The sequence below is a fragment of the Achromobacter xylosoxidans genome, assembly GCF_014490035.1.
GTDB classification, from domain to species: domain Bacteria; phylum Pseudomonadota; class Gammaproteobacteria; order Burkholderiales; family Burkholderiaceae_B; genus Achromobacter; species Achromobacter bronchisepticus_A.
Map to the genome: position 1 here is coordinate 1,659,597 of NZ_CP061008.1, position 19,329 is coordinate 1,678,925.

At 61.4% G+C, this 19,329-nt stretch carries 19 protein-coding genes; 12 read left to right on the forward strand and 7 right to left on the reverse strand.

What is annotated here, in order from left to right; translation table 11 throughout:
- The first annotated feature begins 3 nt into the window (after positions 1 to 3).
- On the forward strand, positions 4 to 642 hold the full coding sequence (locus tag IAG39_RS07750) for a CoA transferase subunit B (protein WP_012248168.1): 639 nt from the start codon (positions 4 to 6) through the stop codon (positions 640 to 642).
- 271 nt (positions 643 to 913) lie between these two features.
- Here the strand turns inward: IAG39_RS07750 and IAG39_RS07755 are convergent, their stop codons facing one another.
- Entirely contained in the window at positions 914 to 1,204 is a 291-nt protein-coding gene (locus tag IAG39_RS07755; RefSeq protein WP_234818441.1) for a gamma-glutamylcyclotransferase, read from the reverse strand.
- A gap of 366 nt (positions 1,205 to 1,570) precedes the next feature.
- Between IAG39_RS07755 and tnpA the strand changes: the two genes are divergently transcribed.
- The 3 genes from tnpA to tnpC all read left to right on the forward strand — a co-directional run bounded on the left by tnpA (position 1,571) and on the right by tnpC (position 3,875).
- Positions 1,571 to 1,909, forward strand: a complete 339-nt coding sequence (gene tnpA, locus IAG39_RS07760; RefSeq protein WP_050729651.1) for an IS66-like element accessory protein TnpA — start codon at positions 1,571 to 1,573, stop codon at positions 1,907 to 1,909.
- Positions 1,885 to 2,241, forward strand: coding sequence for an IS66 family insertion sequence element accessory protein TnpB (gene tnpB, locus IAG39_RS07765; protein ID WP_158218705.1), 357 nt, complete (start codon positions 1,885 to 1,887; stop codon positions 2,239 to 2,241). The genes tnpA and tnpB overlap by 25 nt, the downstream gene beginning before the upstream one ends.
- Before the next feature lie 62 nt (positions 2,242 to 2,303).
- The gene (gene tnpC / locus IAG39_RS07770) at positions 2,304 to 3,875 is read left to right on the forward strand and encodes an IS66 family transposase (protein ID WP_026385305.1); all 1,572 of its coding nucleotides are present in this window, start codon (positions 2,304 to 2,306) and stop codon (positions 3,873 to 3,875) included.
- A 167-nt stretch (positions 3,876 to 4,042) separates the two neighbouring features.
- Here tnpC and IAG39_RS07775 read toward each other — a convergent pair whose 3' ends face one another.
- From IAG39_RS07775 to IAG39_RS31515, 4 genes are all read right to left on the reverse strand, one after another.
- Positions 4,043 to 4,591: a cysteine hydrolase family protein gene (locus IAG39_RS07775; protein WP_088591327.1), complete on the reverse strand. Its 549-nt coding sequence runs from the start codon at positions 4,589 to 4,591 to the stop codon at positions 4,043 to 4,045.
- Positions 4,592 to 4,730: 139 nt separating this feature from the next.
- A complete protein-coding gene (locus IAG39_RS07780) occupies positions 4,731 to 5,840 on the reverse strand; it encodes a GlxA family transcriptional regulator (protein ID WP_313389332.1) in 1,110 nt (369 codons plus the stop codon).
- 436 nt (positions 5,841 to 6,276) lie between these two features.
- Positions 6,277 to 6,924 (reverse strand): TRAP transporter large permease subunit, encoded by a 648-nt coding sequence (locus tag IAG39_RS07785; RefSeq protein ID WP_050731214.1) that lies wholly within the window; start codon positions 6,922 to 6,924, stop codon positions 6,277 to 6,279.
- A 24-nt stretch (positions 6,925 to 6,948) separates the two neighbouring features.
- A complete protein-coding gene (locus IAG39_RS31515; protein ID WP_255593405.1) occupies positions 6,949 to 7,080 on the reverse strand; it encodes a hypothetical protein in 132 nt (43 codons plus the stop codon).
- Between the two features lie 201 nt (positions 7,081 to 7,281).
- Between IAG39_RS31515 and IAG39_RS07790 the strand changes: the two genes are divergently transcribed.
- Complete coding sequence (locus tag IAG39_RS07790; RefSeq protein ID WP_158218690.1) at positions 7,282 to 7,779, forward strand: JAB domain-containing protein; 498 nt, start codon at positions 7,282 to 7,284, stop codon at positions 7,777 to 7,779.
- Between the two features lie 51 nt (positions 7,780 to 7,830).
- On the opposite strand, the gene IAG39_RS07795 is transcribed toward IAG39_RS07790, so the two are convergent.
- Positions 7,831 to 9,321 carry a tyrosine-type recombinase/integrase gene (locus IAG39_RS07795; protein ID WP_050731162.1) on the reverse strand — a complete coding sequence of 497 codons (1,491 nt, stop codon included), beginning with the start codon at positions 9,319 to 9,321 and terminating at the stop codon, positions 7,831 to 7,833.
- Between the two features lie 316 nt (positions 9,322 to 9,637).
- Complete coding sequence (locus IAG39_RS07800; protein ID WP_223283370.1) at positions 9,638 to 10,348, reverse strand: TetR/AcrR family transcriptional regulator; 711 nt, start codon at positions 10,346 to 10,348, stop codon at positions 9,638 to 9,640.
- A gap of 310 nt (positions 10,349 to 10,658) precedes the next feature.
- On the opposite strand from IAG39_RS07800, the gene IAG39_RS07805 reads away from it, so the two are divergent.
- From IAG39_RS07805 to IAG39_RS07835, 7 genes are all read left to right on the forward strand, one after another.
- Positions 10,659 to 11,954, forward strand: a complete 1,296-nt coding sequence (locus IAG39_RS07805; RefSeq protein WP_118934709.1) for a cytochrome P450 — start codon at positions 10,659 to 10,661, stop codon at positions 11,952 to 11,954.
- Between the two features lie 33 nt (positions 11,955 to 11,987).
- Positions 11,988 to 12,953, forward strand: coding sequence for a PDR/VanB family oxidoreductase (locus IAG39_RS07810; RefSeq protein WP_118934707.1), 966 nt, complete (start codon positions 11,988 to 11,990; stop codon positions 12,951 to 12,953).
- Positions 12,954 to 13,046: 93 nt separating this feature from the next.
- On the forward strand, positions 13,047 to 14,486 hold the full coding sequence (locus IAG39_RS07815) for an aldehyde dehydrogenase family protein (protein WP_118934705.1): 1,440 nt from the start codon (positions 13,047 to 13,049) through the stop codon (positions 14,484 to 14,486).
- A 107-nt stretch (positions 14,487 to 14,593) separates the two neighbouring features.
- A complete protein-coding gene (locus IAG39_RS07820) occupies positions 14,594 to 15,430 on the forward strand; it encodes an SDR family oxidoreductase (protein WP_118934703.1) in 837 nt (278 codons plus the stop codon).
- 441 nt (positions 15,431 to 15,871) lie between these two features.
- Complete coding sequence (locus IAG39_RS07825) at positions 15,872 to 16,642, forward strand: SapC family protein (protein WP_059380151.1); 771 nt, start codon at positions 15,872 to 15,874, stop codon at positions 16,640 to 16,642.
- A gap of 16 nt (positions 16,643 to 16,658) precedes the next feature.
- A complete protein-coding gene (locus IAG39_RS07830; protein ID WP_059380150.1) occupies positions 16,659 to 17,528 on the forward strand; it encodes a hypothetical protein in 870 nt (289 codons plus the stop codon).
- Positions 17,521 to 19,182, forward strand: coding sequence for a TolC family outer membrane protein (locus IAG39_RS07835; protein WP_118934701.1), 1,662 nt, complete (start codon positions 17,521 to 17,523; stop codon positions 19,180 to 19,182). Before IAG39_RS07830 ends, IAG39_RS07835 begins: the two co-directional genes overlap by 8 nt.
- Positions 19,183 to 19,329 lie beyond the last annotated feature (147 nt).

The following is a 19,329-nucleotide window of genomic DNA, read 5'->3' on the forward strand; positions in this document are numbered from 1 at the left end:
GCGATGGCTTGGACACATGACCAAATGGCAGCGCGCGCCGCACAGGAACTGCACGACGGCGACTACGTGAATCTGGGAATAGGCTTACCCACGAAAGTGGTGCAATACGTGCCTGACGGCATGCAAGTATGGTTGCAGTCCGAAAACGGACTGATCGGCATCGGGCCGCCCCCTTATGAGGACGAAATCGACCCGGACCTTATCGACGCGGCCAAGCAGACGGTGACAACAGCGCCTGGCGCATCCATCTGTTCGTCTTCCATGTCGTTCGCCATGATCCGAGGCGGCCATATGGACCTTACGATCCTGGGAGCCATGCAGGTCAGCGCGCAGGGAGACCTTGCAAACTGGATGATCCCCGGCAAGATGGTCAAAGGCATGGGCGGGGCCATGGATCTTGTTGGTGGCGCGCGCCGGGTCATTGTGCTCATGGAACACAACACGCGTGACGGTGCGATGAAAATTCTGGATCAGTGCTCTTTGCCGCTGACCGGTCGTAGCGTGGTGCACAGGATCATTTCCGACCTGGCGGTGATGGACATCACCGACGAAGGGCTGGTTGTAAAAGAGCTGGCGCCCGGCGTTACGCGCGAGGCATTGCAGGAAAAGTCGGAGCCTCGCCTGGTGTTTGCACTAGGATAGCCGATCTAGGCGCGAGGAGGCGACTGATAGAACGTCTTTGTCCCGAAGTCGACCTCCACGCCTAGACCGATGCCTTCCGGCAGCCGGCCCAGACAGGACTGTTGATGCGATTGGCGCGCTGCACATCAACAGTCGTCCGAAGAATTCGAACGTCGCGACAGAACGCATGGAAGTATGCCCAATCGGCTGTGAAATCGGGTTGCGCTTGGGGCTTTGTTAAGCGGGTGGCTTGGCAGCCCATTGCCGAGTTCGCGTGGTTTTTGGCATTCCGTTACCAAACTCGCACCTTGACCCGCTGCACAAGGTCGCTCACATGTGGGTCGTGGATCCCCCAGCGGGCGAGCGCGTCGTCCAGACGAGTCAAATATTCACGATTACTCCCGAGTGGGCCGCTTGCCATGGCGACATCGGCGGCAACCGCGTTGAGTTCATCTGTCGCACGATATTGGGGGTGCGTCGTTTCGGCGACGAAAGCGATGACCGAAACCCGACGCCCATCCGCCAAACGTGCTTGCGCCCAGACTGGCCGATACAGCCCGTGCACCATTTCACGGATCCACACCAGGCGCTCCGCGCCAACAATTGAGCCTCAAGTGAGGCATTTTTCAAGTTGCTGATTTTACGGCGCATTATCAATGTCGGTTCAAGTGGTTCTGACAATCGGAATCAAGTGTTCGCTTATGGCGGATGCGCTTTCTGGGCGGCATTGCCGAGGCGCTGCTCCAATACAGCAGTGACGAACCTGAGTTACGGCTTCGGCATCTCCTTGCTCGAGTAGTGGCAGTCCAAGCGCGGTCAAAACACACCTCCTGGGCACAAGTCAGTCAGATCGGGATCAGCCAGGAGGAATTGGGCGTAAGCGCCCGGCGAACACATATTGAGCGCGTGCGTTGTCCTCGATAGTGTCCACCACTTTTAGGTGGACACCATGTCGAAGACAGAATTAGCGCCGGTTCCTAAGCGTCGGTCTTATCCGAAGGCGCTGAAGGCCCAGATCGTGGCCCAGTGCAGCCAGCCAGAAACCTCCATTGCCGGCGTGGCGCTGTCACACGGCGTGAACGCGAACCTGGTGCATAAGTGGATTCGCCAGGCCGAACGGCAGGCCCCTGTAGCGCCGACGTTCGTGCCGGTCGCGTTGCCTGCGGTGCCCTCGTCAGGCCGTCACATCGAGATTCACTTGTCGCGCGGTCCCGCGCAAGCGACGGTGCAATGGCCCGTGAGTGAAGCGGGCGCATGTGTGGCGTGGCTACGCGAGTGGCTGCGGTGATCCGTGTCGATGCGATCTGGCTGGCCACCGAGCCGCTGGACATGCGCGCCGGCACCGAGACGGCACTGGCCCGGGTGGTGGCCGTGTTCGGTTCGGCCCGTCCGCACCACGCCTATTGCTTCGCAAACCGGCGCGCCAACCGCATGAAGGTGCTGGTACATGACGGGATCGGCGTGTGGCTGGCCGCGCGCCGGCTGAACCGCGGCAAGTTCGTGTGGGCCGATGCGCTGCGCGGCCCACACGTCGCGGTCGACAGTGAGCAGTGGCAGGCGCTGGTGCTGGGCCTGCCTTGGCAGCATGTGGGCGCGGCAGGCGCGATCTCGGTGTTGTAGCGCCGGACAATCCGGCAAGACGCCAATATCGCCGCTGCGAACCCTGCGGCATACTGTGGGCCATGAGTACCGCATCCCTGGATCACCTCGACGCACAGCAACTGCGCGCGTTGGCCGAACGCCTGATGGGCGAGGTGGCCGCGCGTGACGCCCAGATAGCGGCGCACGATGCGGTGGTTGCCGAGCGGGATCGCGTACTGCACTTCAAACAGACGCACATCGACCAGCTCATGCAGGAGCTGGCGCTGTACAAGCGCTGGCGTTACGGCAAGCGCAGCGAGCAACTGAACCCTGCGCAGGCAAGCCTTCTGGAAGAAACGATGGATGCCGACATGGCGGCTATCGAAGAGGAAGTCAACGCGCTGCGCGAGGCGATATCCGCCAAGCCTGCGCCGCCGCAAGCGCCGCGCCGCATGCGGTTGCCGCCCGAACTGCCGCGCACCGACATCCATCACGAACCGGCGTCCACGACGTGCCGCTGCGGCTGCGGCTTGAAGCGCATCGGCGAGGACGTCAGCGAGAAGCTGGATTACCTGCCGGGCGTCTTTACGGTCGAACGTCACATCCGCGGCAAATGGGTGTGCGAGCACTGCGAGACGCTCACGCAGGCGCCGGTCCCCGCGCAGGTCATCGACAAGGGCATCCCGACGGCGGGACTTCTGGCGCAGGTGCTGGTGGCCAAGTTCGCCGACCACCTGCCGCTATACCGCCAGGAAGGCATCTTTGCGCGCGCCGGTCTGGCGCTGCCGCGCTCGACGCTGGGCGAGTGGGTCGGCGTATGCGGGCTGCGGTTGCAGCCGCTGGTCGATGCGCTCAAGGCCGAGGTGCTGGGCAAACCCGTGCTGCATGCCGACGAGACGCCAGTGCAGATGCTCAATCCGGGCGCGGGCAAGACGCACCGGGCCTACTTGTGGGCATACACACCGACCTCGTTCGACAGCCTGCGTGCAGTGCTCTACGACTTCGCGCCAAGCCGGGCCGGTGAGCACTGCCGCACGTTCCTGCAAGATTGGCGCGGCAAACTGGTGACCGACGATTATGTGGGCTACAAGGCCGGCTTCGCTGCCGGCATCAAGGAACTTGGCTGCATGGCGCACGCCAGGCGCAAGTTCCATGACCTGCATGCGAGCCACCAGAGCCAGATCGCCGGAGAGGCACTGGATCTGTTCGGCGCGCTCTACGGCGTAGAGCGGGACGTAGCCGACCTGCCTGCCGACGAGCGCAGGCGGATACGTCAGGATCGCGCCAGGCCGATCGCCGAGACCTTGCATCGATGGCTGATCGCGCAGCGCCAGCGCGTGCCCGATGGCTCGGGTACCGCACGCGCCATCGACTACAGCCTCAAGCGCTGGGAGGCGCTCACGCGCTATCTTGATGATGGCGATGCACCGATCGACAACAACTGGGTGGAGAACCAGATCCGGCCCTGGGCGATCGGGCGCTCGAACTGGTTGTTCGCAGGCTCGCTGCGCGGCGGGCAGCGTGCGGCCGCCATTATGAGCCTGATCCAGTCGGCGCGGCTCAATGGGCACGACCCGTACGCCTATCTGAAGGACGTGCTCACGCGCCTGCCCACGCAGAAAAACAGCCAGATCGCTGAGCTGCTGCCGCATCGGTGGCAACCTGCTGCATAAGCAGAACCGTCAAGGGTGTGTTCAGCAGGCGCTTACGGAAGGATTGTAGGGGGCTTACTTCAGATGAACCGCGTTTGGAGCCCTCTTTGGCGCCTAACGTAGTCAGCTAGTGTTCCCGAGGCTCGGAACCGAGCAAGATCATGCCATCATGGCAGACAGGGGCTAAGTCAGTTCGCCAAGTATTCGTCAGTCGACTTGACTTGGCCATAGCCGAATGCGAAGGCGGCCATCATTGCGGCATGTACCTGGGTTGCGGGAACCTTCACGCCATTGAATTCCAGATCTAGCGTGGCACAAGCATCGTGGAGTACGGTGACGGGGTAACCCAAATCGGCCGCAGCGCGAACGACCGCGTCCACGCACATGTGACTCATAGCGCCGACGACAACCACTTCTTCGACCCCTCGATTGTCGAGTTGCTGCTTGAGGTCGGTTTGGCGGAACGAGTTGATATGATTCTTCACGATGACGGGCTCCCCGTCATGCGGGGCGACGGCAGACTGAATTTCCACCCCCTCAGTGCCAGGCAAAAAAAACGGCGCTTCGTTGTTTGCGAATTCATGCCGGACGTGAAAGATGGGCTCGCCGTTCGACCGTGCGTGAGCGATCACGCGTGCTGCATTTGTTGACGCCGCTTCAATGCCGGAAAGGGGCAGCTTCCCAGTAGATAGGTATTCGTTTTGCAGGTCGACAACGATTAATCCGCGCTTTGTCATGGTCGTCTCCGAAAGGTCTAGAGTGAGTCGACATGTTCGCCCAAAGCGCATATCCGAGAGTAGTGGCAGTGCCGACAAATTCCGCGGTGATACCGACATTTATCTGTGAGACGTTCACCAATTGAAGTATGGCTTGGCCCTACGACTCTCTGGATGTACCGCCCGCCCCCCCGACGTTGCCGACACTAAATCTGCGGCGATAGGCGCTCGGGGATAGCCCGGCGATACGCGCAAAAATCTTCCTAAACGCGCCAGGGTCGCTGTATCCTACTTCCCACGCTACCCGATCAATAGGCGCTGAGTCGAATTGGAGCAGTTCTTTAGCCCGTCCGACGCGTAAATGTTGACAATACTCAGTGGTCGTCATGCCGGTGGCCTTTTGAAAGCGTCGAAGCAATGTGCGCTCTTCAAGATTGGCTTGCTCGGCGAGTACTTGAAGCCTAGTCTCCTTCCCCTGAGTTGCTTGCAGCCAATGCTGCACTTTCAATACGGCGGCATCGCCATGTGAAAGTCTTGGCGAGAACACACTGTAGTAACGCTGCTCTCGACCGGGAGGGTCGACTAGCATCATGCGCGCCGTGGCAAGCATCACGGTTGGGCCCAGCAGCCTGTCTACTAGACGCAACCCTAGATCCGTCCAAGACATCAGGCCGCCGGCGGATATGACATCGCCGTCATCAATAATGAGTCGGTTAACGTCAACGTTGACGTCTGGAAAGCGACTTTTGAGCAGGTCGGCATACGTCCAATGGGTGGTCATGGGCCGGCCGGTCATCAACCCGGTCTCCGCCAATAAAAAGGCGCCGGCGCATACCGAACCGATCACGACGCCTCTGCCATGCTGTTCGCATCGCCAAGCAGTGAGCGACGAATCCGATGCTCCTCCCGTTGGCTCGGCCAAGGAGGGCGGTAGTATCAATGCTGACAAAATCGACACCCTACTGGCTCCGTTATCGAAGACACGCACCGGCGCAACTCCTGGCGCGGGTTGCTCCCAATGGGTGACTCTTAGCGGGATGTTGGATTGGGCTCCGTAGGAGGCGGCGCAAGCGTTAGCAACACAGAACAGATCTGTCAGCCCCAACACCGACGCCTGTTGGACGGCGGGATAGAGGACCACTCCTACTTCCAATTGCTTTACTGGTTCCACGTGTCGGCGCAGCCTAAATTTTGTGCTGTTCCCGTCGTCAATTATCCACTCGGTCAGCAAACAGGCGTGAGAATGAGCGCGCAGAAGCGCCACAACCACTCACTAATTGATTGTAAAGCAGAGCCCAGAACCGATTGGGTGCGGGCCTCGCCGGAAGTGGCGACCGTCCGCTGAGAAGCATGCAAACCGATGCTGCGGGTGTCGCAAGCCACATAGACGCGATCACCACTTCGTGCCAGCCCCTAAATAGCTTTAAGCGTTCACCTAGGACACCAAAACCAGATAGTTCGGTGGGGATGGTGGAAAGGGTTGTGCGCGTGGCAGAGTTTCATATCCGCTCAAAATAGATATATAGCTGTAGAACCGCTATTTTAGGCATGATACGCCACTGTGGCGACCGGCTGCCGTCCAGTTTTACTGCGTTACCGGTGGCAAAAGGGCTGCTTCGTGAGCCCTTTCTTATCTGCGTAGGCGGACTTCGACCGGTTTCGCTCAACATCGCCCCAACTCGGGACTAGGCTTAACGGAACTGGGCTCACAGGTGGGCCATCTGGTCGGGTAGCCACATAGCCAGTTGCGGGACTGCCAGAAGTAGCACGATCATCAGCAACAGCATCGCGAGGAACGGCAGCACGCCCATCACCACGTCCATGAATTTGCCCTGGCCGCGCACGCTGTGCACCACGAACAGGTTCATGCCGAAGGGGGGCGTGAGCTGGCACATTTCGCATAGCACGATCAGCATCACGCCGAACCACACCGGGTCGTAGCCCAGTGCAATGACGATGGGCACGGTGAGCGGGGCGGTGGTGACCAGCATGGCCAGCGTGTCCATGAAGCAGCCGAGCAGGATGTAGAACAGGATGATGGCCAGCATCATGCCCAGCATCATGCCCAGCGGCGGCAGGTCCAGGCTGGTCACGGCGTTCACCAGCAGAGTGGTGAGACCGATCGAGGACAGCACAAAGTTCAGGAAGAACGCGGCCAGGGTGATCAGGATGATCATGCCGGTGGTGCGCAGTGTGGCTTCGGAGGCGCGGCCCAGCATTTCCCACGTCAACACGCGCTTGTAGGCGCACAGCAGGGTGGCGGCCACCACGCCGAGCGCGGCCGATTCGCTGGCGGTGGCGACGCCGCCGTAGATAACGCCAATCACCAGCGCGAAGATCGCCAGCGGCGGCACCAGGTGCGGCAGGGCCGCGATGCGTTAGGCCCAGCTCACTGTGGGGCGTTTGCCGGCCAGGCCCGGGCGCCACAGACACAGGCCCACGATCAGCGCGATGAAGAGCCCGGTGAGCAGGATGCCCGGCAGCGTGGCGGCCAGGTAGAGCTTGGGCACTGGCTTCTTGTGGTGGGCTCCAGATAATGACCATTGACCATTGGCCATTGACCACTGACCACAGCCAACAGCGCATGGTCACGCCAGTTTCGACACCTTCCTTTGTTGACGACCGATCGCCAATGGGTTGGTTGGCGACCCTCGCTTTTGGAGAGAGCAGTGCAACTAAGTTTCAGTAGTGCGTGGGCAGGAGAAAGGCGGGTGCAGGAAGATGTCCAAGACGCACCAGTGGTACGCGAGGCGGGCGGCCGTTATCGAGTCGCAAGCCCGGAAGAGCTGTTACGTGCGGCCGCGCAGCAATTGGAGGGGGCGCTGGGTAGCCGCTTGCCAGTGGCCAAGCCATCCGCCGCCATCGACTATATCGTGACGCGGCTGGCGCTGTCGGACGTCGAGGTGTTCGGCGTAATGTTCCTCGATGCGCAATTGAGAATGATCGCCTTCGAGGAAATGTTCAGAGGCACGCTGTCGGAGACCAGCGTGTATCCACGTGAGGTCGTGAAGGCGGCAATTCGGCACAACGCGCACTCCATCTTGATTGCCCACAACCATCCCTCTGGCTCGTCGCAGCCAAGCAAGGGGGACGTTCAGGTTACGCGGCGCTTGAAGGAAGCGGTTGCTCTGGTGAATGTCTCGCTGGTCGACCACGTGATCGTGGCGGCGGGTAGCGGCCACTCTATGGCCAAGATGGGCTGGATCTAGACTTGCGCGCATGCGTCCAACAACCGAAGACCGAACGGTCTTCGGTTTTTTTTACGCTGCGAGTAGCTGCTTGGCGGTTAGCCGCTTTTGAAGCTCGGCCGGCGCCACGGCTCCCGACAGCAGTCTTTCCAAATATTCGCCGAGCTTCGCCCATGCTGCATGTTTCTCGTCGGCGTAGTCGTAGAGCTGGTAGTGCCGCCTGACTCGGTTCTTGCCCGTGTGAATGACGTGATTTTGGCAGCGGTCGATGATGTTTGGATCGATTCCTAGCGACTCCATGATCGTCGACCCCGTTCGCCGTAAATCATGAGGTGTCCAATTGCCGTTTTGGCCTTTGCCGAGCACCAGGGAGTTGTCCGAAGCGCGACGTGCTTTGGGCTTTCCGTTGAACATGGCTTGCCGATCTTTGATTTGCTTAGTAAAGGCCTGCTTATACATCGGTTGGTCTACCCCCGCGTCATCATTGTCGCGCGAAGGTAGGAGCCAGCGGGATGATCCTGCCAGGTTGACAAGGGTCTCGAAATGCTTGACTGCGAAGGGTGACAGAAAGACCAGATGGTCGCGCTTCTGTGATTTTCTGCCCTTGACGTTCGCCTTGGGAATGAACCAGGTACCTTCTCGGAGATCGAGATGCGTAATTTCGGTTAGGTGCAGTTCCCCTATCCGGCATAGCGTGCTCAAACAGATCCAGGAAACTGCCTGCAACGCCTTGGATGGAGGCTTCCTCTTTCGCTTGTCATCCGAAGCGAGATACTGCTCCTCCAACTCGCGGTATCGAGTCTGGAGCTCGACAATCTCAATAGGCGGGAGAACGCGTTCGCGCGGGTTATCCGGGTCGTAATCGTCCGCCAGGAGCACCCCGAGCTCAACCAGCTCAACCGGATTTCCTTCCGAAAGCAGCTTTCGCCATGGTTGGCGCTTTTCTGCCCAATGGAACATCTGGCCCAGTATTTGGTAGGTCACCTCGGCAAGCCGATTGCAACCGCGGCCGACAATCGAGCGGATCACTCGCTCAATATCCTTCTCGCGAATTGATCGCACGGGAGTATCACCGATCAAGGGAAGCACGTCTTTTTCAACGATGCGCTTCACTTCGGTGTTGCCATCTGCTCGCTTCACTCCCGATTCCAGCCAGCTTTTATATATCTCTTGGAACGAAAGGGCGTCGGTCGCGGCCTCTTCTTCAGCGGCGGTTACAGCGGCAGATTCAGCTGCCATAGCTTCCCGCACCTGGGCGTTTTCCAAGTCGCGGACGTCTGACGGATTGCGGCCCGCCTTAATGTCCGCCCGCGCTTTGTTCCTGGCGGAGCGGATCTCGTCGAGTGTGCGCTCCGGCCATGAGCCGCAGTAGAATCGCTTTACCTTGTCGCCCATGCGATAGGCGTATCGCCACACCACGGCCATCGTGCCGCGCTGAATGCGGATCTCCCCAGTTAGGCCGTCTCCATCGGCCAGGTGATCACCGACCCATTCCGCCGGTACCGCTTCCAGCTCTTTGACGGTCCACCGCGCACCTTTTCCGCGTTTTGGGTATCTCGTCATATTTCCTCGAATCTCTCCGTTCTTCTGCCTCAAGCGCCATATGGGACAACATATGGGACAACATTTTTGCGGCTGTCAGCGTACATTAGCGAACGTCGACGAACAAGGAAATTTGGATAAAGCCTTATGAATCAGTTGGTTGTTCGTTCGCTGACGTTCGCTGATGTTCGCGCGTTTCTAATTTGGGAGCAGAGGGTCGTGAGTTCGAATCCCACCGCCCCGACCAATAAAGAAAGGCCGTCAACGACATGTCGCTGACGGCCTTTTTGCTGCTGGCACAGGCGTGCGGCCGGGCTGCCGCACGAAGCGGCCGTCTTCAGGCCAAGCGCAGTATCCGCCGCATCCTTTCCGTCAATTGCTGCTTGATTGCATCGTCCGCGAGGTGCAGCGGCCCCGGGTCCGTCAGCATCATGACGCTGAGCGTTCCCGACAGCATCTGCATGGCGATCTGGATATCCAATTCGACATCCTCGCCTGGCCGGACCGGCATTTTTCGCGCCAGAGCGGGTATGAACAGGGCACTCATATGGCGATTCAGGGCGACCAGCGGACTCGATTCCCGGCGGTCCATCGAAAAAACCTTTAGCAGAGCCTGGAAGATTCCCCGGTTTTGGCGGCAGCCGCGGACGTAGTAATCGACTAGGGCCGCGACCATATCGGAGGCGGTGCCTTCGGTCCAGACGGCGTCCTGCCAGACCAGGTTGTCGGCTTCCGCCTGGGTTTCCGCGACCGCGGCGTCCAGGACTGCCGCTAGAAAGGTTTCCTTGTCTTGGAAGCGGCCATAGAACGCGCCGATGGATGTGCCCGCCAGACGTATTACGTCATTGATCAGCACCAGGTCCAGGTTCGCATGTCGTTCTATCAACTCTCTGCCAGCGCGAATCATCTTGGCCAGCGACTCCTCGCTGCGCAATTGCTGGGGAGGGCGGGGAGCGGCTGGTGATTTCGGAGCCGCGCGGGGAGCCTTTCGCTCCCCGGAGGCGCGTGTCGTCTTGGTAATTGCTTTCTGTGATCGAGAGGTGGCCATGGCAACATCTATCCAACCTGAAGTGCAACATTATGCAGTAGCAGGCGATATCTCTCTTAACAATCAAGCGAGGTCACTGCTCTCTCTTATGGCGGACGCCGTTTGCCGAAGGCGCGGCGGTAACGAGCGCTTTGCCTGGCGCTGAGCGGGCCTAGGGAAACCCCGCATTGAAGAGGGGCCGGCGCCTCTCAATAATAGAATCAGAATTTGAATTCTGATTTATTGAGTGGTTTATGCCTATTGGACGATCGCAGCCGTCCAGTAATGCATCGCCCCTCGAATCGACCCTTCCACCTTCCCGCCCCACATCATGAACCATACCGATTTCGATCTGCCCGGCCATGTCTCGAAAGTCCTGGTTGATGCTCAGGTCTATGCCGACATTGATGAACTGCATGCCACTTACACATGGGCGCGTGCCAACAACCCGTTGGGGCGAGCGATCAACGACGGCTTCGATCCTTTCTGGGTCGTCACCAAGCATGCGGACGTGTCCGCGATATCGCGCGACACCCAGACTTTCCGCAATGGCGACTACGCCATTATCTGTTCCCCCAAGGCGACGATTCAGCAGCTCGTGGCCGTAAGCGGGAGCCACAACGGCGGCATCAGGTCGCTGGTGCATGTCGACGGCGAGGAGCACAAGGGGCTGCGATCACTGACGCAGGCGTGGTTCATGCCGAACAGCATACTCAAGCTGGATGAGCGGATCCGCGACCTGGCCGCCCGTACCGTCGACAAGCTTGCCGCCGCCGACGGCGAGGTCATCGATTTCGCCACGGAGATTGCGCTGCATTATCCGCTGCACGTCATCATGGACATCCTGGGCGTGCCGCCCGAGGACGAAAGCAGGATGCTGCTGTTGACGCAGGAGCTGTTCGGCAGCGAAGACCCCGAACTCAAACGTGCGGGGCAGGCGCGCGCCAGCGATCCCGAGGCGCTGGCCAAGTACACGCTGGCCATCGTGGCCGACTTCCGCGCGTACTTCGAAAAGGTCACGGCCGACCGGCGTGCGAATCCGCGCAATGATGTGGCGACGCTGCTTGCGAATGCGGTCATAGACGGCGTCCCCATCAGCGAGGACAGCCGATTGGGCTACTACGTGATCATCGCCACGGCAGGGCACGACACGACCTCGTCGTCGACCGCGGTTGCCATGTGGGCGCTCGGCCAGTATCCGGAGCTTTTGCCCAGGCTCCAAGCCAATCCTGGCCTGATCCCGCAGTTCATTGACGAAGCGGTGCGCATGGCGTCCCCGGTGCGGCATTTCATGCGTACCGCCGTGGCAGACACCGAAATCCGCGGCCGCCAGATTCGCAAGGGCGACTGGTTGATGCTGTGCTACGGCTCGGCCAACCGTGACGAGGAAGCCTTCGAGAATCCCTTTGCTTTCGACATTGACCGCAAGCCGAATCGGCACCTGGCCTTCGGGCTGGGAACGCATATCTGTCTGGGGCAACACCTGGCAAAGATGGAGATGCGCCTGCTGTTCGAAGAGATGATTCCGCGCTTGCAGCGTGTAGAGCTGGCAGGCGAGATGACCATGAGCGCCTCGCGTTTCGTCGGCGGCCCCAAGCATCTACCTGTTCGATGCTTCATGAACTAGCGGTTCTTCCCCTCATTCCGTAGAGCATTAGCGATGCAATCTCAAGTAACGAGTTCAGTGCGCGTTACGCACCGGCGGCAGGAAGCCGACGACATCATCAGTCTGGAACTGGAAGCTCTGGACGGCGGCAACCTGCCGCCTTTCGAGGCAGGAGCCCACATAGATGTACACATCGCTCCTGGCATTGTGCGGCAGTATTCGCTGTGCAACGCGCCGTCGGAACGGCACCGCTACGTCATCGGCATCCTGCGGGATCCCCAGTCGCGTGGCGGTTCGGTTGCGATTCATGAAACCCTGCAACCGGGGGCCATCGTTGTGATCGGCATGCCGCGCAACCACTTCCCGCTCAAGCCGCAGGCCCCGAGCATCCTGCTCGCGGGAGGCATAGGCATTACGCCCATGCTGTGCATGGCGGAAACCCTGCATGCGGCGGGGACGGAATTTTCCTTGCACTATTGCGTTCGCAATCAATCGAAAGCGGCCTTTCTTGACCGCATCGCCCAGTCCGCCTTCAGCGCAAACGTCATCTTCCACTATGACGACCAGCCCGATGAGCAGAGATTGCGTCCGGATGAACTGTTTTCCCAAACGGGCGCAACGCAAGAGATCTACGTCTGCGGTCCCGCCGGCTTCATCGAATGGGTCTGCCGGGCGGCGGATGGGGCTGGCATCGCGAAGCATCGGGTGCGGTATGAGCACTTCGGCGCCAAGGCCGTGGATGTCTCGCAGGACACTGCCTTCGACGTAAAGCTCGCCGGTTCCGGCCAGTTGTTCCATGTGCCCGCGGACCAATCAGTGGCGTCCGTGCTGCTTGCTGCGGGTGTCGACATCTATACCTCCTGCGGCGAGGGCTCCTGCGGTTCTTGCGTCATGCGGCTGGTGGAAGGGGTGGCGGACCATCGCGACGTATTCCTTACGGACGAAGAGCATGCAAGCGGCGACCAGTTCACCCCGTGTTGCTCGCGCGCCAAGTCGCCGCTGCTTGTGCTTGATCTCTGATTGTTCGTCACGGCGCTCGGTAGCGAGCGCCGTCAGCCAACGCGCGGCCGATGGACGCTTTGCCAGGCCCGCAACATTGAGGTCCGAATCACCATGGGAAATCCCATTGAATTCAGTATGACCATAGATGGCAAGGCCGTAGATGCGTCAAGGCGCATCGAGGTGCTCGATCCGGCCACGGAGCAGGTCGTGGCTCGCGCGCCCGACGCTGCGCCGCGGCAGTTGGACGAAGCCGTGGCCAGCGCGCGGCGCGCGGCGCCCGCCTGGGCCGGACTGCCATTGGAAGAACGGCGAAAGTTGATCGCCCGGGTGGGTGAAGTCATCGTGTCCAATCAGGAAACGTTGGCGCAGTTGTTGACGCGGGAGCAAGGCAAACCGCTTGCAGCCGCGCGCCAGGAGGTAATGGCCGCCGCATTCTGGTGCACGGCGACGGCTGGGTTGGATTTTCCCGCCGACGTGAGCACCGAGTCGCCCGAAGAGTTGGTCAGGGTGCTGCGCGTGCCGCTAGGGGTGGTCGGCGGCATCGTGCCCTGGAATTTCCCGCTGGTGTTGGCCATCTGGAAGATCGCGCCCGCCTTGCTCACGGGCAATACCATGGTGCTGAAGCCTTCGCCGTTTACACCGCTGGCGACATTGAAGCTGGGCGAGTTGCTGCGCGACGTGTTGCCGCCGGGCGTGCTGAACGTCATTAGCGGGTCCGACGCGCTGGGTCCGCTGATGTCAGAGCATCCGGGCATCGACAAGATCAGCTTCACCGGATCGACGCAAACCGGTCGCGCTGTGATGGCTAGCGCAGCAGGCAACCTGAAGCGGCTGACACTTGAGCTCGGCGGAAACGACGCGGCCATCGTCATGGCCGATGCCGATATCAACGCGATTGCGCCCCTTATCTTCTGGGGGGCATTCGCCAACAGCGCGCAGTACTGCCTTGCCATCAAGCGCTTGTACATCCACGAAGATGTTTACGACCGGATGGCGCAGGCGCTGGCGAGGCTGGCGCGTGAAACCCGGCTCGGGGCCGGCAACGTCGAGGGCGTCCAGCTCGGTCCCGTGCAGAATCGCCGTCAGTTCGAGCGGCTGAAGCGTTTGCTTGAGGACACGCGCAGCCAGGGTTGCCGCTTTCTGGCCGGCGGAGAAGTCCCCGAAGGGAAGGGCTATTTCTTTCCAATCACCTTGGTGGACAACCCGCCAGATACGGCGCGCGTGGTGCGCGAGGAACCTTTCGGTCCGATCCTGCCGCTGCTCAGTTTCCGCGACGAGGAAGAAGTGATTGCGCGGGCCAACGACAGCGAGTATGGCTTGGGCGGGTCGGTGTGGGGGTGCGATCACGCGGCCGCGACCAGGGTCGCACTGCGATTGAACACCGGCACTGTCTGGGTCAATCAGATCCACACTCTCAAGCCCTCCAAGCCCATGGCCGGGCACAAGCAATCGGGTATAGGCATCGAGAACGGGGTCGATGGTTTGCTGGAGTACACGGTGCCCAGGACGGTGTCGGTGAAGCGGCCGCATCGAACGCAGGGCGGCTCCTGACGCGTCATTGCACCGATAGACCGATACGACGGCAAGGTACGCACATGGCAGCCATGCGGCTCTGCGCAAGCGGCTTGCCTACATCGAGGCATACAAGGAAAAACACCATGAACGACTACATCTCAGGCAAGACCATCGTCATTACCGGCGCAGGCGGAGGCTTCGGCCGTTTGGTCGCGCAGAAGGCCGCTGCGCGCGGTGCGTTGGTGACGTGTGGCGACGTCAATGCGGCGGCGGCCAAGGAAACCGTCGCGGGCATTATTGCGGCCGGGGGGCGGGCGCAGGCCTTAGCCGCCGATGTCCGCATTCTGGATGACCTGAAGCGCCTCGTCGCGGCCAGCGTGCACGAATACGGTTCGATCGACGTGATGCTCAATAACGCGGGCATCATGCCGCTGGCTTTTGTCGCCGATCACGCGCTTGCCTACGATGCCTGGATGCGCTGCATCGATATCAATATGAAGGGTGTGTTCAACGGCATGATCGCCGCCCACGACGCCATGATGTCCCAGGGACGCGGTCACTTCGTCAACATCTCGTCCATCTACGGGAATTTTCCCGTGGTGGGCGCGGCGATCTATGGGGCCACCAAGGCGGCAGTCAACTTCATGTCGGAAGCCGTGAGAATGGAGGCGCGCGGAAAGATCAAGGTGACGACGATCAAACCCACGGGCGTGCCCAGCACCGGACTGGGCGGCTCCGTGGTCAACCACGCTGCCGCCGTTGGCATAGTCGGGAACAACATGGAGCAATTCACGGCGATGATAAAGGGCCTGCAGGATGGGTCCTTGCCGCCCCATGCCCGCGATCCGGAGAGCATATCGCACATGCCGCTGGAGCCTGAATCGATCGCCGACGCGGTCCTGCTGGCCATCGATCAACCCTGGGGCGTTTCGGTCAGCGACATGACGGTGCGCGCTTCGGCGGATTGCTTCGTGCTTTGAAGGAAACGGCGTTTACCGGCCTGCAACGGCCGGCCTGCCAAGCAGCCATCTGACAGTGCGGCCAGGAACCTGGCCGCGAAGATTTAACCAAGGCCCGCCCTGACCCGGCGGGCTTTTTCTTGCGGAGCCATCCGAGAGCAACTTCGCGATGCGCACCGCCTGACAGCTATCGGTCCGCCGTGAAGACTTCGCATTAATGCGAAATACATCAGTTTATTGCGATGTTATCAGTTGTAACCCAGAAAATTCCCTTTCGCCATAAGAAGATATACCTAGTTTCAGGTATAGACGAAGAGTTTCAATCCTCGTCTAATGCTTGCAGTCAATAGACAAAATGATGCATTGACTTGAGCGAAAAAGCCGGCATATCAGCAACAGTGTGTGCAAGCTTTACATGATGCTCGGGTCCGTAACTGGAAAAAGGCAAGGAGGGCTAGAGGCATGTCAGCGACTGTGTTTTATGAACGGGCTGTGGCGCTGGATCGGGCAGCGCACCAGGACACCAAGATCCAGATTCAGCCGGATCATTACGCATTTGCGCAGGACACGAATGCTCTGCCCATCGCCGCCAGCGAATTCGCCGATGCCGGCCGCCACTATCCGATCGTGTTCGTGGGCGACGACGCTGGCAACTTCCACGTGGCCGTGCTGCTGGGCCTGGAAGACAAGTCCAATCTGTTCGTGACCGAGCTGGGCACCTGGAAGGCCGATACCTACGTTCCCGCCTTTGCCCGCCGCTATCCCTTCGTGCTGGGCACCACGGCCGAGGCCGACCGGTTGGCCGTGTGCATCGACGAGTCCTATCCCGGCGTCAATGCCGCGGAGGGCGTGGCCTTGTTCGAGGACGGCAAGGAAACCGGCTACCTGACGCAGATGATGGAATTCCTGCGCGTGTTCCAGGGCGAAATGGAACTGACCAAGAACATGGCCCAGCGCCTGAACGAGCTGGGCTTGCTCACGGCCAAGACGATCACGATTTCGCAGGCCGACGGCGACCGCTATCTGAGCGGCTTCTGGGTCGTGGACGAGCAGAAGTTCGCCGGCATCGACGATGCCCGCGTGCTCGAACTGCATCGCGCCGGCATTCTGCGCCTGATCGAACTGCATCGCGCGTCGCTGGGCAACGTCCAGCGCCTGGCCATGCAGCTGGACGAGCAGCGCCGCCTGAAGGCGCTGCAGCAGGACGCCGCGCCCGCCGAGTCCGCGGCCTGATTCCCGCCGCAGGGCCATGCTGACCGCAACCTTGACTCCCGCGATCGGCCAGGCCCCCAGCCAAGCCGGCGCCGAACCCGAGATCCATATCCCCCTGCACACGCTGCGGGGGGAGCAACGGATCTGGGCAGACCGTTTGCTGTCGGTCTTCAAGAACCGGCAGATCGACGGGGTCGAATGGTCGATGAAGTTCTCGGCCGCAGGCCTGGTCGGCAACCGCTTCATGCTGGGCATACAGCGCGAAAACTGGCGTCAGCTGGATTTGGCCACCTTGTCGCGCGCGCTTGCCATGCCGCAGGCGCTATGGATGCGGGTGGCGCAGGACATGGAGCATGCGCGCGCCATGTTCTTCGCCTATGAACCCGATGGCGCGGCCGGCACGTACCGCGTCTATCTGGAGTTCATGCCCACGCCGGAGGCGCTGCGCCAGCATGGCGTGCTGCCCCTGGGCTGCGGCTACAAATGGCACCCGGCGACGCAGCGCGAGGCGGCGGTGACGGCTTACCGCATGCGCCATCTGCAAGACCGCGCGGCGTTCGATGCGCACCTGGAGCCTTATCTGGCCCGGCTCGGCAACCCGGTGTTGCGGCAGGTTGCGCAGCGCATCGTGGCGCAGGCTTGCGGGCAGGCCGATCCGGCCGGCTTCATGTTCCTGGAAGTGGACGAGGCCGACACCCGGCGCGATTCGTTCACGGTGACTTTTCGTGGGGCCGAGCTGCCGTTGCGGGCGTTCATCCCCGATCTTCTGCGTCTGGCCGCCAGTCTCGCTTTGGCGGAAAGCGATGTTCTTGGTTTCCTGTTGCCCGACGAACCCCGCAGCCTCTATAGCCTGGCTGCGGGCGCAGCGCGGGACGGGCACGAGTTCCTGACTGTCTACTATGACTGACTACAACAAGCTTCACTTTCCTCCGGCGTTCGCGCGCAAGGGCATGCTGGCGGCGGCGGTTATGGCCGCATTGAACGTGGCGGGCTGCGCCTCGTCCGGCCAGGGGACGCCGGCCACGTCCGTGTCGGCCTCCTCCGCGCCGGCCGCCTCCGCGCCGGCCGCTGCCGCGACGGCGCCGCAAACCGAAAGCGGCCCGCTCAAGCTGGGGCAGTCCACTCCCCAGGAGGATTCCGGCTTCGGCAAGACCACGCCCAGCGCCCAGATGGACGACGTGGCCCCCGCGCCCGCGCCGCGCTTTGATGAGAACACCGTGTTTCCGGCGCCAGCGTCCTATCTGGCGCAAGACATGCCGGCGTACAACGGCGCACAGCTGCCGGACCAGAGCGATCCGATGACGCTGGACCAGGTCTACATGATGGCGCTGCAGAACGATCCGCAGATGCAAGGCGCTTACCAGGAACTGCAGGCCGTGGGCTATGGCGTGATCTCCGCGCGCGCGGGCCTGCTGCCCAGCGTGAGCGGCGAAATGAATCGCAGCCGCGTCCGCCAGAACGTGGTCGACAGCGAAAACACCGTCTACCAGACCGGCCGCGCCAACTGGGCCGAGAACGGCTGGGCGCTGACCCTGAACCAACCGATCTTCGAACTGGGCGCGTATCACAAGTGGCGCCAGTCGCAGGAGGCCGAGCGCAAGGAAGTGGCCAGCTACGCCTACGCGCAGCAAGACCTGATGCTGCGCACGGCAACCGCCTATCTCAGCGTGCTGGCGGCGCAGGATCAGATCGAGCTGACCGAGGCCGAGCGCCGCACCACGCGGAAGCAGCAGGAACTGGTGCAGGCGCGCTTTCACAGCGGCCAGGAAACCCGCGTGGGCCTGAGCGAAGTGCAGGCGCGCCTGGATATCCAGGACGCCAATACGCTGCTGGCAAAGAACGACTACCTGGACAAGCAACAGGCTGTGCAGGAGATCGTCGGCTACGGCAACCTGAAGCTGCGTCCGGTGCGCAAGGACCTGCCCATGACGCTGCCCGTGCCCAACGATCCCCAGGCCTGGCTGCGCACCGCGCTGGACCAGAACTGGTCGATCCGCGCGGCTTCGGCCGGCGTGGCGGTGGCGGAAAAGGAAGTGTCGGTGCAGAAGGCGGGTTACTACCCCAGCGTCAATCTGCGCGCCTCCACCGGCCGCAACGAGACGGGCGGCAGCCTGTTCGGCGGCGGCAGCACGGTGGCCGATACCCGCTTCACGGTGAACCTGTCGGTGCCGATCTTCCAGGGCGGCTACACCTACGGCATGAGTCACGCGGCGGCCAGCCGCCTGAGCGCGGCCTCGTCCGACCTGAGCCTGACACGGCGCAAGGTGCAGCGCCAGGTGTTCTCGTCGTTCCAGAACATCGTGATCGGCATGGACCGGATCAAGGCGCTGAACAGCTCGGTGGAGTCGTTCGAACTGGCCTTGAAGCTCAAGGAAGAGGGCTTCCAGGCAGGGCTGAACGACATCGTCAGCGTGTTGGACGCGACGCGCAACCTGTACAACGCCAAGCGCCAGCAGGCCGAGGCTGGATACAACTTTTTGCTGGATGGCCTGAAGCTCAAGCAGGCCGCCGGCACGCTGAACGCGGCGGACATCGCGGCGATCAGCCAGCAGATGCTGTAGGACCGGAGGGGGCCTGCGCCACGACGCGCAGGCCGGGCAGTACGCAGGCAAGACCACAGCGGAGCTATCCGGCGATCAGCCGGATGGCTCGGAATCGTTTAAATCAGGGCGTTTCCAGCGCCCGCACAAGAAATGTCGAGCGACGAT

What these genes read in the sequence shown, in the direction of transcription:
- IAG39_RS07750 (WP_012248168.1), top strand. Translation starts at nt 4, where the DNA reads ATGGCTTGGACACATGACCAAATGGCAGCGCGCGCCGCACAGGAACTG.
- tnpA (WP_050729651.1), top strand. Translation starts at nt 1,571, where the DNA reads ATGTCGAAGACAGAATTAGCGCCGGTTCCTAAGCGTCGGTCTTATCCG.
- tnpC (WP_026385305.1), top strand. Translation starts at nt 2,304, where the DNA reads ATGAGTACCGCATCCCTGGATCACCTCGACGCACAGCAACTGCGCGCG.
- IAG39_RS07775 (WP_088591327.1), bottom strand. Translation starts at nt 4,591, where the DNA reads ATGACAAAGCGCGGATTAATCGTTGTCGACCTGCAAAACGAATACCTA.
- IAG39_RS07795 (WP_050731162.1), bottom strand. Translation starts at nt 9,321, where the DNA reads ATGACGAGATACCCAAAACGCGGAAAAGGTGCGCGGTGGACCGTCAAA.
- IAG39_RS07800 (WP_223283370.1), bottom strand. Translation starts at nt 10,348, where the DNA reads ATGGCCACCTCTCGATCACAGAAAGCAATTACCAAGACGACACGCGCC.
- IAG39_RS07805 (WP_118934709.1), top strand. Translation starts at nt 10,659, where the DNA reads ATGAACCATACCGATTTCGATCTGCCCGGCCATGTCTCGAAAGTCCTG.
- IAG39_RS07810 (WP_118934707.1), top strand. Translation starts at nt 11,988, where the DNA reads ATGCAATCTCAAGTAACGAGTTCAGTGCGCGTTACGCACCGGCGGCAG.
- IAG39_RS07815 (WP_118934705.1), top strand. Translation starts at nt 13,047, where the DNA reads ATGGGAAATCCCATTGAATTCAGTATGACCATAGATGGCAAGGCCGTA.
- IAG39_RS07820 (WP_118934703.1), top strand. Translation starts at nt 14,594, where the DNA reads ATGAACGACTACATCTCAGGCAAGACCATCGTCATTACCGGCGCAGGC.
- IAG39_RS07825 (WP_059380151.1), top strand. Translation starts at nt 15,872, where the DNA reads ATGTCAGCGACTGTGTTTTATGAACGGGCTGTGGCGCTGGATCGGGCA.
- IAG39_RS07830 (WP_059380150.1), top strand. Translation starts at nt 16,659, where the DNA reads ATGCTGACCGCAACCTTGACTCCCGCGATCGGCCAGGCCCCCAGCCAA.
- IAG39_RS07835 (WP_118934701.1), top strand. Translation starts at nt 17,521, where the DNA reads ATGACTGACTACAACAAGCTTCACTTTCCTCCGGCGTTCGCGCGCAAG.